The organism is Nostoc sp. (assembly GCF_035638895.1).
In the GTDB taxonomy this organism is placed as follows: domain Bacteria; phylum Cyanobacteriota; class Cyanobacteriia; order Cyanobacteriales; family Nostocaceae; genus Nostoc.
This window is the reverse complement of the sequence record NZ_DASQZC010000242.1, coordinates 17949-32506: the sequence shown is the minus strand read 5'-3', so window position 1 is coordinate 32506 and position 14558 is coordinate 17949. Positions and strand designations below refer to the sequence as shown.

The 14558-nt window shown below is 40.8% G+C and carries 8 protein-coding genes; 7 read left to right on the top strand and 1 reads right to left on the bottom strand.

Annotation, left to right across the window (positions count from 1 at the left end):
• Positions 1-1034 precede the first annotated feature (1034 nt).
• The 5 genes from VE944_RS11540 to VE944_RS11520 all read left to right on the top strand — a co-directional run bounded on the left by VE944_RS11540 (position 1035) and on the right by VE944_RS11520 (position 7476).
• Complete coding sequence (locus VE944_RS11540) at positions 1035-2264, top strand: sedoheptulose 7-phosphate cyclase (protein WP_324976837.1); 1230 nt, start codon at positions 1035-1037, stop codon at positions 2262-2264.
• Between the two features lie 4 nt (positions 2265-2268).
• Positions 2269-3102, top strand: coding sequence for an O-methyltransferase (locus VE944_RS11535; protein ID WP_324976833.1), 834 nt, complete (start codon positions 2269-2271; stop codon positions 3100-3102).
• A gap of 149 nt (positions 3103-3251) precedes the next feature.
• Positions 3252-4280, top strand: coding sequence for a D-alanine--D-alanine ligase family protein (locus tag VE944_RS11530; RefSeq protein ID WP_324976830.1), 1029 nt, complete (start codon positions 3252-3254; stop codon positions 4278-4280).
• A 360-nt stretch (positions 4281-4640) separates the two neighbouring features.
• Positions 4641-6020, top strand: coding sequence for an ATP-grasp enzyme (locus VE944_RS11525; protein WP_324976827.1), 1380 nt, complete (start codon positions 4641-4643; stop codon positions 6018-6020).
• Positions 6021-6147: 127 nt separating this feature from the next.
• Entirely contained in the window at positions 6148-7476 is a 1329-nt protein-coding gene (locus VE944_RS11520) for an ATP-grasp domain-containing protein (RefSeq protein WP_324976824.1), read from the top strand.
• A 184-nt stretch (positions 7477-7660) separates the two neighbouring features.
• Here the strand turns inward: VE944_RS11520 and VE944_RS11515 are convergent, their stop codons facing one another.
• Complete coding sequence (locus VE944_RS11515; RefSeq protein WP_324976822.1) at positions 7661-10246, bottom strand: GAF domain-containing protein; 2586 nt, start codon at positions 10244-10246, stop codon at positions 7661-7663.
• An 876-nt stretch (positions 10247-11122) separates the two neighbouring features.
• On the opposite strand from VE944_RS11515, the gene VE944_RS11510 reads away from it, so the two are divergent.
• Complete coding sequence (locus tag VE944_RS11510; protein ID WP_324976820.1) at positions 11123-12466, top strand: calcium-binding protein; 1344 nt, start codon at positions 11123-11125, stop codon at positions 12464-12466.
• Positions 12467-12834: 368 nt separating this feature from the next.
• Positions 12835-14280, top strand: a complete 1446-nt coding sequence (locus tag VE944_RS11505) for a PQQ-dependent sugar dehydrogenase (RefSeq protein ID WP_324976816.1) — start codon at positions 12835-12837, stop codon at positions 14278-14280.
• The last annotated feature ends 278 nt before the right edge of the window (positions 14281-14558 follow it).

The window sequence follows — 14558 nt, the reverse complement described above, 5'->3', positions numbered from 1 at the left end:
TGTTGTAATTTTAATTTATCATCTGGTAAATTATTTGCTCTATTAAGGTAAAATAGCTTAATTGAGAACTTTAAAAGGCAATTCAAGCAAACTTAGAAGTTTTTAACACACAACCATTCCTTAAATAAAGTTAAACTTTTGTTACTAGTAACTCAGATATTTTTAAATCCTGAATTTTTAGGAGTTACCGAGGTAGGTATGTTGAATACTGAGCAGTAACTTGATTGAATGAAAAAAAATTTTACTACCATTCTGAATAGAGTGTAGTGAGTCATATTCGTTTTTAACCATTTTATGGTTTGAGACTAATGCTAAAAAACAGCTAGCTGAGAATTAATCATGCCTGTAATCTCAAATGTCAGCCTGGAGATAAACAGTATGAATAGTTTACTAGAATAGTAATTTTGCAAAGTCTAATGATTGGAAAGTTGCTAGAGACAAACATAGTGGAGTTAATAAAAATTCAAATAAACTTCTTAGAATTCCACTGTTATTCTGAAGCAAATAGAATATATAGAGTTTAGCGAGATAAGGTTTGATAGTAATGCTAAAAAACAGCGAACTGACGATTAATCAGGGTTCTAATCTCAAATTTAAGCTTGGGGGTCAACAATACGATAAGTTTTCTAGGCTAGAATTTTTGTGGAATCGTGCAGTTGGAAAACCACTAAAAATTAAACAAACATAGTGGAATAAATGTCAATTAAGATAAGTTTTCCTCTCAGCAAAGTCAATAATCCCGAAAGAAAGAATGCAAGTATTATGGCGAAATTTTGCCAGTGCGACTAGTTGACTAGTTTAGAGCCTATCTTAATTTAGAGACTAGCTTACTTACAGAATTTACTCCAATGAATGGTGTTGTTTAATAACATTGCCAGTCAGAAATATAAGTAAGTTTTTTTCTTGAAAGCTCATTTAATGATCTCTTTAATCTAAAACGATAAAGAGCATTATTTTCTGATGGCATACATTAGGGTAAATCGGAATTATTACCGAAATCTCACAATTTTTTAATTGGAACAAGGTCAAGACACATGAATAAAGTTCAAGCATCATTTGAAGCTACAGAATCTGCATTTCACGTCCAAGGTTATGAAAAAATCGATTTTAGTCTTGTCTATGTGAACGGTGCATTTGATATTAAAAACAGAGAAATAGCAGATAGCTATGCAAAATTTGGTCGCTGTCTGACTGTAATTGATGCTAATGTCCATGAACTTTATGGCGATCAGATCAGGTCATATTTTAGACACTATGACATTGAACTGACAGTATTTCCGATCATGATTACAGAGCCAGCTAAAACCCTGGCAACGTTTGAAAAAATTGTTGACGCTTTTTCGGATTTTGGATTAGTTCGTAAAGAACCAGTCTTAGTTGTCGGTGGTGGTTTAGTTACTGATGTGGCTGGGTTTGCTTGTGCTTCTTACCGTCGCAAGAGCAACTATATCCGCATTCCTACCACGTTAATTGGTTTGATTGATGCAGGTGTAGCGATTAAGGTAGCAGTTAATCATCGCAAGTTGAAAAATCGCTTGGGAGCATATCATGCACCTTTGAAAGTGATCCTGGATTTCTCATTTTTGAAAACCTTGCCAACGTCTCAAGTTCGTAATGGGATGGCAGAGTTGGTGAAAATTGCTGTAGTTTCTAACTCCGAAGTCTTTGAACTGCTATACGAATATGGCGAAGAACTGCTTTCCACTCACTTTGGACATGTGAATGCTACACCGGAAATTAAAGAGATTGCCCATAAAGTCAACTATGAGGCAATCAAAACCATGTTGGAGTTAGAGACTCCTAACTTGCATGAAATAGACCTCGACCGCGTAATTGCCTACGGTCACACTTGGAGTCCTACCCTAGAATTAGCACCTCAGATACCCCTATATCATGGTCATGCGGTCAATATAGATATGGCTTTGTCTGCAACCATTGCAGCACAACGGGGCTATATTCCAACAGGAGAGCGCGATCGCATCCTAGACTTGATGAGTCGTATAGGTTTATCACTTGATCATCCTCTACTAGATGGAGATTTGCTCTGGGATGCTACCGAGTCTATAAGCTTGACACGAGATGGCAAACAACGCGCAGCCATGCCTTGTCCAATTGGTGAGTGCTTCTTTGCCAACGATCTGACTCGTGAAGAACTTGATGCTGCTTTAGCTGAACACAAACGGCTTTGTGCTAAATACCCTCGTGGCGGAAAAGGTGTTGACGCATACATTGAAAGTCAAGAAGCCAAGCTAGTAGGGGTGTGAAAATATGACGAGTGTTTTAGGACGAGAAACATCTAGGCCGATAACGCCACATAGCATCTTAGTAGCCCAGCTACAGCAAACCCTCAAATTAGCACAAGAGAACAACATTCCCGTAGAGATATTAGATTCTTTGCGGCAGGGAGTTCAATTAGCGGCGGGTTTAGATCCCTACTTGGATGATTACACTACCCCCGAATCGAGCGCATTGACAGCATTGGCGCAAAAAACAAGCATTGAAGACTGGAGCAAGCGCTTCAGTGATGGTGAAACAGTACGTCAACTAGAGCAGGAGATGCTCTCAGGACATCTTGAAGGACAGACATTGAAAATGTTTGTTCATATCACCAAGGCAAAGCGCATTCTGGAAGTAGGAATGTTCACAGGGTATTCAGCTTTAGCAATGGCAGAAGCATTACCAAGTGATGGGCAACTTATAGGTTGCGAAGTAGATCCTTATGTTGCTGAATTTGCTCAAGCTTGCTTTAGTGAGTCTCCCCACGGCGACAAAATCGTTGTGGAAGTAGCACCAGCCCTAGAGACGCTCTACAAGCTGGCTGCGAGAAAAGAAGTATTTGATCTGATCTTCATTGATGCAGATAAAAAAGAGTATGTAAAGTACTTCCAGACCATTTTGGATAGTAACTTACTAACTCCCGACGGGTTAATCTGTGTGGATAATACTTTGTTGCAGGGACAAGTTTACCTGCCACCCGAACAACGCACCGCCAACGGTGAAGCGATCGCTCAGTTCAACCGTATTGTCGCCGCCGATCCTCGTGTAGAGCAAGTTATCTTACCCATCCGAGATGGTATAACCCTGATTAGACGAGTTGTGTAATCGAGAGATGAGGAGATGAGCAGAGAAGTCTAAGCCAAGGCTTAGACTTCAAAAGAATAATTTTTCGCTTGCTTCCTCATCTCCCCTGAAGCTGTTTTTTTGCAATCCAGTTGTTATATAAAATACAACAGTATTTAAGAAGATGAATCATGTCAGTACTTCGTATCCTTCATTTAGTTGGATCTGCATACAATGATTTTTACTGTCAGTTGTCACGCAATTACGCCCAAAGCTGTCTGGTAGCTACGGCAAATCCATCGCTCTATGACTTTCTGATTGCATACATCACACTTGATGGACAGTGGCGATTTCCTTCTTCCCTCAGTCCAGAAGATATTGCTGTCGCTAAACCCATGCCTCTATCAGATGCCATACAGTTTATAACAGCGCAAAACATTGACCTGATGTTGCCACAAATGTTTTGTCTCCCTGGAATGACTGACTACCGGGCACTATTCGACTTGCTTAAGATCCCTTATATCGGCAACACTCCAGATGTCATGGCAATCACAGCCCACAAAGCCAGAACCAAAGCAATTGTCGCAGCAGCAGGAGTTAAAGTGCCTTCTGGAGAACTGCTCCGCCAAGGAGACGTTCCAACAATTACACCTCCAGCAGTCATCAAACCCGCAAATGCCGACAACTCTTTAGGAGTGTCCTTAGTCAAAGAAAAGAGTGAGTATGACGCTGCCTTGAAGAAAGCATTTGAATTTGCAGATGAGGTGATCGTAGAAACATTTATTGAAGCCGGTCGAGAAGTCAGATGCGGCGCTATTGTCAAAAATGGGGAGCTAATCGGTTTACCCCTTGAAGAGTATCAAATAGACCCGCAAACTAGACCCATCCGCAGCTATACTGACAAATTCAAAATCCCAATCGAGGGCGATTTGGCTTCAACTGCTAAAAATTATGTCCCAGGTTGGATTGTAGATATTGATGACCCGATCACGCAAAAGGTTCAGCAAGAAGTAAAGAAGTGTCATTTGGCTTTGGGCTGTCGCCACTATAGTTTATTTGACTTCCGGATCGACCCACACGGACAACCTTGGTTTTTAGAAGCCGGGTTGTTTTGTATTTTTGACCATAACGCGGTAATTGCCTGTACGGCAAACGCAGCCGGAATTCCTTTAAATGAGTTATTTATGACAGCGATCAATGAAGCGTTGAGCATAACCTAATGTCAGGCAAATCACCTTTTTAGTTTTCTTCTGACTTGGAATAGCCTAAAGTCTTCGCTAGCGACAACTAATAGAACTTTAATATACACCCTTCTACAAAATAGAGCGATCGCCTAAAAATCTAATGACTTCAAGTGCGTAAATAACACCTATTTGTACTCCAGGCAATCCCCATCTAAAAAATAAAGAATAAATATTCGACATTTACCTTTAAAAAGAGAGAGGATGCGGAAAGAAGCCGCTAGCAGTTTATTTCCATATCTCAGTGATTATTAGCCGCCCTTGAAGAATTTTGTTGAGTCACTTAATTTCTGACTCCCCACCAGCCAAAGGTTCCACTATCATGTCACAATTACAACTATGAGGGAGCAGATTTTTGCCATATTCCAAAACTTGGGCACACTTGCATTACTGGCGATCGCATTTCCCTTTAACTGCACCGTTGTACTTGCATCGTTGCTGTGGAATTTTTTCAGCCGATCGGATGCTAATCTTGTAGTTTTGAGCGAAAATCCTAAAAATATCTTAATCGGTGGTGGTAGAATGACCAAAACCCTTCAGCTTGCGCGATCGTTTCACGCTGCTGGGCATCGAGTCATTTTATTTGATCTCGATAAATACTGGTTCAGTGGTTATCGATTTTCTAACTCTGTGGCTGGCTTTTACACAGTTCCTGACTCACAAGAAGACTTAGAAGGCTATACTCAAGCCGTGCGTGCGATCGCCAAAAAAGAAAACATAGATTTTTTTGTCCCGGTAGGTATTTTTGCTGCCAGCTACTTTGACTCCGAGCGCAAACCAGTGTTATCAGGGTGTTGCGAGAGTTTCCACTTCGATGCTGATACCATGAAGATGCTGGATAACAAGTTTACCTTTGCAGAAATTGCCCGCTCACTCTCGTTATCTGTCCCGAAAACCTTCTTAATTACAGATTCCGAACAAGTTCTTAAATTCGACTTTGCCAACGAAAAGCGCAAGTATATTCTCAAAAGTATTGTCTATGACTCTGTTTTACGCTTGGATTTGACCAAGTTACCAATGGAGTCTTACGAAAAAATGGCGCTTCATGTTAAAAGTAAGCCAATTAGTAAAGATAACCCTTGGATATTGCAAGAGTTTATTCCCGGTACAGAATACTGTACTCACGATACAGCGAGAAATGGTGCATTAACGGTACATTGCTGCTGTGAATCATCTGCTTTTCAAGTCAATTACGAAAACTTTGAACACCCAGAAATTAAAGAGTGGGTGAGTCATTTTGTCAAAGAATTACAACTGACTGGACAACTTTGTTTTGACTTCATTCAGGCGGAAGATGGCGCGATTTATGCGATCGAGTGCAACGCTCGCGCTCACTCTGCAATTACAATGTATTACAACCATCCAGGTTTAGCGGATGCCTATCTTAGTAAAGAGCCTCCGGCTGAACCTCTGCAACCCCTGAGCGATAGTAAGCCTACTTATTGGTTATATCACGAACTTTGGAGACTTAATGAAATTAGATCATTAAAGCAGTTACAAAAGTGGTTTAAAAATATTTGGCGAGGAAAGGATGCAATCTTTGAAGTTAACGATCCATTACCGTTTTTAATGGTGCATCACTGGCACATTCCTTTGCTATTACTCGATAGTTTGCGCTCCTTACGAACTTGGGTGAGGATTGATTTCAACATCGGCAAACTCATCCAGTTTGGAGAAGACGTAAAATATAAAACCTCTACCTCTGCAACCCCTAAGTAATAGTAATCGTACTTATTAACTTAAACACGAATAGAGACTTAATCAAATTAGCTCGTTAAAGCAGTTGCAATTGTTTAAAAATATTTGACGAGGAAAAGATGCAATCTTGGATGTCACAATTATAACTATGAAAAAGCATATTTTTGTAGTGTTCCAAAACTTGGGCACTCTTGTATTACTAGCGATCGCATTTCCCTTAAACTGCATCGTCGTCTTAACATCGCTACTGTGGAGCTTTATTAAACAACCATTCAGTAAGTCAATTGTTGTCAACCCCAATTCTAAAAATATCTTGATTGCTGGCGCTAGAATGACTAAAACTCTTCAGCTAGCGCGTTCATTTCATGCTGCTGGACATCGGGTTATTATAATTGACATTGAGAAATTCTGGCCAAGTGGGAATAAATATTCCAACTCAGTTGCAGGCTTTTATACTGTTCCCGATCCCAGCAAAGACTTAGAAGGCTACGTTGAAACCCTACACGCGATCGCTAAAACAGAAAAGATCGACTTTTTTATCCCGGTAGCCATTTTTTCCGTCATCCACTTTGATCAAGGCAAGTCACCATTACCAGACTCTGTAGAGTTTTTCCACTTCGATGGTGATGTCACGAAGATCCTGGATGACAAATTTGCCTTTTCCGAAACAGCGCGATCGTTCGGTTTATCTGTTCCCAAATCCTTCAAAATTACCGATCCCGAACAAGTCCTCAACTTCGACTTTTCTCAAGAGAAGCGCAAATACATTCTTAAAAGTATCCCTTACGATCAAGTGCGTCGCTTGAATCTCACCAAGCTACCTTGCGATACAGAATCAGAAACAGCAGCATTTGTCAAAAGTCTGCCCATCAGTGAGGAGAACCCCTGGATTATGCAGGAATTCATTCCTGGAAAGGAATACTGCACTCACACTACCGCGCGAGATGGAGAGTCAAGAATGTACTGCTGCTGTGAGTCATCCGCCTTTCAAGTCAACTACGAAAACGTTGATCAGCGAGAAATTATGCAATGGGCGAGTCATTTTACCAAAGAACTGGGAAAAACCGGACAACTTTCTTTTGACTTCATCCAGGCAGAAGACGGAACTGTTTACGCGATTGAGTGTAACCCCCGGACTCACTCTGCCATTACTATGTTTTACAATCATCCAGGAGTAGCGGATGCCTATCTTGGTAAAGAGCCTCTGGCTGAATCTTTGCAGCCTCTTGGTGATAGTAAGCCAACCTATTGGCTGTACCACGAAGTTTGGCGGCTGAATGAGATTAGATCGTTTAAGCAATTGCAAACCTGGGTAAGAAACATCAGGCGGGGGAAAGAAGCAATTTTTGAGGTGAATGATCCCTTGCCCTTCCTGATGGTACATCACTGGCAGATTCCCTTACTCATTCTCGACAATTTACGAAGACTCAAAGGTTGGATAAGAATAGATTTTAATATGGGCGAGCTTATAGATTGATACCAATCCGCATTCTAAAGCCTAATCTAGTATGCTCCACATGACCTTAAAAATAATAATTAAAGGTTTGTGGTGAGGGCTGAAACCCTCTGGTGCATCCGCTACATTTAAGTTATTTTTGGCAATAGGACTCACTATTGTTAAGTGTGATTCTTTCACAGGAATGGAGCGGCAGAAATGGCACTTATTTTTCCTGAAACGTCCAGACTCCTTCATCCCAATCTGATTCTGTTGGGGGTGATTGTAACCAATGCTGACAACGCAACAGATGCAACATAGCAGCTTTGTCATGGTTATCTGCTGCCAAAACTTTGGCGAACTCGGCTCTAGCAAGGGAAAACTGCCGCTTGAGGTAATGCTCGCGCCCTTTGTGATAATGCTCAATCACTTGCAATTTTTGGCTTTCAATAGGATTGGAACGCAAACCCAGTAATTCATATATGGCTACTGGCTCATTTCTACCCTTAACACGAATGTAATCTAGTTCCCTAGCCCAAATCTGATCTTGGCACGGCTTAAAAGTGTTATGACTAATAATAATATCGCAACCATACTGTTTACTGACACTTTCTAATCGAGAGCCAAGATTAACGCCATCACCAATGGCGGTAAATTCCATCCGCTTACTAGAGCCGATATTCCCACTAATCACGATATCTGAGTTGATACCAATGCCAATCTTGATTCTAGGCTTATCATCTGTATAGCGACGCTGATTAAATTCATGCAGACGATGGCGCATTTCTAAGGATGTTTGCACTGCCATCCAAGCGTGTTCTTCCAATGGTAGGGGAGAACCAAACACAGCCATGATGGCATCGCCGATATATTTATCAAGGGTGCCTTTATGTTTAAAGACTGCCTCCACCATTGATTCAAAATATTCATTAAGCATACTCACCACTTCTTCTGCTTCCAAGTTTTCCGTCAAAGTGGTGTAGCCGCGAATATCGGAAAATAAAATCGAAACTTCTTTACGATCGCCTCCTAGTTTAGCGTCATCCAATTTCAGCAATTCTTCGGCTAATTCCTGAGTCATGTAGCGGTACATCGTACTCTTGAGGCGCTTTTCATCACTGATATCTTCCATGACTACCAGCGCTCCACGGACTTGCTCTTGGTCGCTAGCATCAGCAATTGTGTTAATCGATAAATTGATACTGTGCTGTGCTGTACCAGTAGTTAAGAGTGTGCGATCGGGGTAATATTGCTGGCGGCCTTTTAAGTCAACTGCATGTAAAGCATCCTGATACCACTTGCTAAAGTCACCTTCTTTGATGCCGATCGCATCAGTAACTAATTTGCCTTCTAAACGGTCTTCTGGCTCTAATCCTAGCAAACGTTTGGCACTTTCATTAGCGGCGATAATTAACCCAGTTTTATCAGTGGAAACTACTCCATTGGAAAGACTACGCAGAATGTCCCGTTGCATTTGTTCTTGTTGTTTAACTGTGGCAAACAACTGAGCATTTTGCAGCGCTACTCCCGCTTGAATATTAAAAGCTTCCATGAACTCTTCATCGTTGCGGTCAAAGCTAGCTTGGAAGCAGTCGGGAGCTTTGGGCCAATCAGCTGGATTATAAGGTGGAAGATCCCCACTTTTCTTTTTATTTACGAGTTGGGTAACGCCAATCAGTTCTTGATCGGCATTAAATACTGGCATACAAAGCAAGCTACAAGTGCGATAGCCATTTTGCTGGTCGAGTTGTTTGGCAGTATCAGAGTCAGGATGGTAGTACAAATCAAAGGCAATATTCAATTTCTTGCCAGAAGCCGCTACTATACCAGCAAAGCCTTTACCTACGGGGACTCGTAACTCCTTAGTTGAACCATCATCTTGGGTGATTTTCGTCCATAATTCATGGCGATCGCGGTCTATTAACCATAGTGTACTGCGATCGGCATTCATCAGTTCCTTGGCTTCATCCATCACCCGCTTTAGGGTATCTTCTAAGTCGAGACTGCTTTGAGATAAAGACTTGATCGCCTTCATCAGCGCCGCCACTGCTCTTTGTTTTTGAGTGGCGACATAAAAAGAGCGTGAGGATTCTAAAATCAGGCGAATCGAAGGAGCAAATTCTTGAAATAATTGTTCGTCAGCACAGATAAAACCTTTGGTATCAATGCGTTCTGCAAGTGGAACATCGGGATTATTCCCACATTTTAATTTATTCAGTAATTGCACTACCGCAACTAAGTGTCCATGTTCATTCAATAATGGCAAAGCCAGCATGGTGTAAGTGCGGTAGCCAGTTCTTTTTTCTTGTTCTTGGGCAAAATGCGATCGCGGATCGTTATAAAAATCAAAGGGAATATTAATAACTCGCTTGAAGGTGGCGACTTCCCCAGCAATGCCTTTATCGGCGGGGATGCGAATTTCTAAAGAGCGATCGCCCTCCCCCTCAGCCAGAATCGACCAGAGTTCTTGTTTTTCTTCATCCAATAAAAATATCGTTGTCCGGTCTGCCCCCAGTAATTCCCCGGTTTTCAAGGTAATCGAATGCAACATTTCTTGCAGAAGAGTTTCAAATCCCTGAGAATCCAGCATTGACAGGGTTTGATGGACAATCTGTAATTTTTGCTCGACATCCTGAACGACCTGTTTAAAAGTATCTTGAGTCAGAGGAGCAAGAAACGTAGAAAAAGTTCCTTGTCTTGTGGCAAGAGCACCCACAGGAGCAGAATTTGCTTGTAATTCGAGGTTTTCTTGGTTGTGAACACCAATCATCAAATCGGTGGTCTCCCCACAACTTCCTTGATACACTGACATAATAGGTTTTTTATATAGCAGGATGAGATTTTAGATGTAACAATGCAACTAAATTTATGTAAGTGGTGCTAAAAGCAACAATTCCTTGATGTTATCCATAGTTTAATCGCTTGTTTAGCTAGCGTCATCCTGAGAAGCAAGGTGGAAGCCAATTACTTATGACTACAGTACAGATGTAGTAATACCCAGAACCCTTGCTACCGTTTACACATAAATCTTGTGAGAATCGTCAACACGGCTATTTCATTCTCATCACACCCTGAGCTTCTTCCCCACTCCCTGTATACGCAAATAATTCTAAAAATCAAAGCGGACTGCTATATAAAATTTATGTAAAGCTTAAGTGTTATTAAGCTCGAAAACGTTCTTGATAATATATAAATCTAACTTATGTATTTTAAAATGCATCTCTTTAATAGAAAAATATTTATTTTACAAAATAACAACAATATTGAAACCTAACTTAACGAGAACATTGCATTTATCTGAAAAATCTTGCAAATTTTTCTAAAAAAACAGTAAGTTTTAAAAAAGACTTAATTAAAATTTATAACCATTTTTAAAAGTATTAGAAATCCAAAAGATTAAATATTTAAGATTTGACAAAGAAGTTGACGTAACTTTTATTTCATGTTAATTAAGTAATTACAGGTAAGTTAAAGATGGGAAAATAATAAAAATAAATTTTGGAGCAATTACTTACCATTTGCATAATCAATAATTAACCAAATCAATAATTAATATTTTCTAAGTAATATTTGTATTAATTAGGTTAAAAAACATCTGTATTTAAACTTACAGTTTTAAGTAATCTACATTGAACTTATAAAAAGTTCTGTAACTGAGGCCGAAGTTAGGCATTTTAGGAATAATAATATGGCAGTTATTTTCGGCACTACAAATCCTGACACCAGAAATGGGACATCGCGAGATGATACAATATATGGTTGGGCTAATGGTGGTAATGCCAATACTTTGTCTGGTAACGATACCCTAAATGGTGCAAATGGTAATGATAATCTATTTGGCGGGACGGGAAACGACAGTTTAATCGGTGGAATTGGCAATGACACACTTGATGGTGGCTTGGGTAATGACAGCTTGAATGGGGGAGTAGGCGACGATACTTACGTCATTGACAGTGCTAGCGACACCATTACCGAGGCTAATAATTCAGGTATAGATACCGTCCGGTCTTCTGTCCCCTACACACTGGGTGCCAATCTGGAGAACCTGAGACTGAGGGAAGGTAGCGCCATCAACGGGACAGGTAACAGTCTTAATAACATAGTGTTTGGTAATACTGCTAACAACACTCTGAATGGAAGAGCAGGCGATGACACGCTAGATGGTAGTAATGGCAACGATACCCTCAATGCTGATAACGGCAATGATAGTTTACAGGGCGGCCCCGGCAATGACATACTCAATGGGGGGTCTGGAAACGACATCCTCATCGGTGTTTTCCCTGGTAGTCCCCTTTCACCTGGATTAGGGGAGACTGATACTTTAATTGGCGGCGTTGGGCTAGATAGATTTGTCCTTGGGGACGCGATAAATGTCTACTACGACGATAAAAACACTACGAATGCTGGTCTTGGCGACTTAGCTACTATTACTGACTTCAACCCTAGTGAAGATCAAATACAACTCCAAGGCTCTCAACTAAACTACCGCTTGCAATCTGTTGGAGCAAATACACAAATATTTTTAGACAAACCTGGAGCAGAGCCAGATGAGATTATTGGTATTGTGCAGGGGGTACTAAACCTCAAACTTGATAGTGACGATTTCCTTTTCTTTGAGCAGGAAAATGCTGGACAAGCTACAAACAATACACTAGCCAGCGCTGAAAGATTAGGTTCTTTATCATCAGGCTCAGACGTTAATCTCTCAGGTGAGTTAGTAACAGTTCAACCGGGAGACAATCCCGATTTCGACTTTTTTACATTTTCTTTAGCAAATTCAGGAACTGTCACCATCGCCGGGGCGACAACCGATGATACAGTGATCGGACTGTTTAACAATGCTGGAATTTTACTGCAAAGTGACGATGATAGTGGCCTCGACTTTGGGTCATTAATCACCGCTTCATTGGGTACTGGAACCTACTCAATTTCAATGAGTAAATATGCTTTCTTCCCCCAAGATGGCGGAAGTTTCTCTGGCTCTAGTGATAGCAACCCTGCTTCTTATACCTTAGAAGTCAGTTTGGCATAAAAACGTTGTCAACTCAAGGAAGTACTGCATAATAAGGCTGATTGAGGGATAGTTTTATTGCTAGTTAGAGAGACACAACGATGTCTCACCGTTCTTGAATAAAAGACTATTTATAAGCTAGTACAGCATGGCAAAAATAAATATACCCTTCTCCTATCGGAGACGCTACGCGAACGGGTTCACCAGTCGCCTGCGGAGGGAAACCCTCCCGCAGCGCTGGTTCACCATTTTAAATGGCGCAAGAAGCTCGGAATACATTATGCGTGACTTTTGACTTACGCCATATTTCAACCCAGAATCTCTAAAATTGTTTCCTTTCTCAAAAATATTTAGCAACAAAATCATCTGACTCTTTTATGAACGCAATAATGAATAGCATTAACTCATCCAACCAAAAGCAACACAGATTTATCGGTAAGTTCGCTCTCAAAACCTACTTTGTTGCCGCTAAAACGCTGTTATTTACAATAGTTCTATTAAATTATGGTGCTACTGAAGTAAATGCTGCACCTAAAGCCCTGCGCCCTGATATTCAGATTCGCAATATTACGAATACCTTATCAGTCTCTGCTTCTGTTCGGATTGTAAAAGATCCACGAAACAACACCCTTTATTACCTCAAACAAAATGGTGATATTTATCAAGTCAATTTAGGCTTGTCTAATAGTAGACTTGTGTACAACTCTAGTGATCATAATCTAGGTGAAACTCAAGGTATGGCCATTGGCCCGAACGGCACAATTTATTTGGTTGGCAATGCAGACCTTGTAAATAACCAGACCAGAGCAATTATTGTTAAAGGCGAAATTAAGTCGGGTACACAACAGCGCGTCTGGTCTATCTTAGCTAAGAGTGCAGGCTATCCCAAAAGCAAAACAGCCTATGACCATCGCTTCAACGGCGTGGTTGTTAGCCCGGATGGTAACTTTATCTATGTGAATAGCGGTTCTCGTACCGATCACGGTGAGGTTCAGTCTGTTAATGGGCTATATCCTAATACTCGTGAAGTAGGATTAACTGCCTGTATACTCCGTCTTCCTACTAATGGCAAAAATATTTTTCTTGCAAACAATCGAGCAACTTTAAAGGCAGGTGGCTATATTTTTGCAGAAGGAATACGTAATACTTTCGATATGGCCTTTGCGCCCAATGGGGATTTATTTGGCACAGAAAATGGCCCCGATCGCGACATGTCAGAAGAATTAAATTGGCTCCGTCCAGGTGGTAATTATGGCTTTCCCTGGCGGATTGGCGGGACAGACAACCCACAACAATTTCCCAATTATGATCCTGCCAAAGACCTTTTGTTAAGCCCAAAATTTAACGCCGTCCAAAGGGGCTACTTTCGTAACGATCCAACCTTTCCTGTTCGGCCTGTAAACTTGATTGAACCAATTCCTAATTTTGGGCCGGACGCAGACAATTTCCGCGATCCTCAAGATGGAAAAGTCAAAGATGCCAGTCTTCTTGGGCAAAGTGTGAGCAGTTTTTCAACACACCGTTCTCCTTTAGGCTTGGTTTTTGATACACAAGGAGTAATGAGTCCAGAATTCAACAGAGATGGATTTATGCTGAGTTTTACAACAGGCGACCCAACTGGCGAAACACTACCAGGCCCTTTTAAAGATTCCGGCCAAGACCTACTGCATTTAAACTTAACTAAAGTAGGAAATACCAACTATAAATTTAACGCTACCCGCATTGTTGAAGGTTTTAGTAATCCCATTGACGCTGCGATTATCGGCAATAAAATTTATGTTATCGAATATGGTGGAAATCAAGGAATTTGGGAAATCACTATGCCAACTAGATGAAGCAGACTGAGTATTTTTGTTGTCAAACTCTAGGTAACAGTACATCTGGACATTAAGAGGATGTTTGAAAAGTCGTAAAGTATACTAGAAACCCCCTCTTCCCTACAAGGGAATGCGAATTAGGTTTCTGAGGCTTTGATGTTAATAAAAATACTTTTAAAACATCCTCTAAGCTCGACTTTATCCATTTTTTGGGAACACTCAAGCTGACGCTGAAACCTTTGTGGGACAGTAGCTTTATTTTTTCGATTTCACCGAGAATCAGTGACATCAAAAAA

Coding starts and splice junctions, on each gene's coding strand:
- VE944_RS11540 (WP_324976837.1), top strand. CDS start 1,035: ATGAATAAAGTTCAAGCATCATTTGAAGCTACAGAATCTGCATTTCAC.
- VE944_RS11535 (WP_324976833.1), top strand. CDS start 2,269: ATGACGAGTGTTTTAGGACGAGAAACATCTAGGCCGATAACGCCACAT.
- VE944_RS11530 (WP_324976830.1), top strand. CDS start 3,252: ATGTCAGTACTTCGTATCCTTCATTTAGTTGGATCTGCATACAATGAT.
- VE944_RS11525 (WP_324976827.1), top strand. CDS start 4,641: ATGAGGGAGCAGATTTTTGCCATATTCCAAAACTTGGGCACACTTGCA.
- VE944_RS11520 (WP_324976824.1), top strand. CDS start 6,148: ATGAAAAAGCATATTTTTGTAGTGTTCCAAAACTTGGGCACTCTTGTA.
- VE944_RS11515 (WP_324976822.1), bottom strand. CDS start 10,246: ATGTCAGTGTATCAAGGAAGTTGTGGGGAGACCACCGATTTGATGATT.
- VE944_RS11510 (WP_324976820.1), top strand. CDS start 11,123: ATGGCAGTTATTTTCGGCACTACAAATCCTGACACCAGAAATGGGACA.
- VE944_RS11505 (WP_324976816.1), top strand. CDS start 12,835: ATGAATAGCATTAACTCATCCAACCAAAAGCAACACAGATTTATCGGT.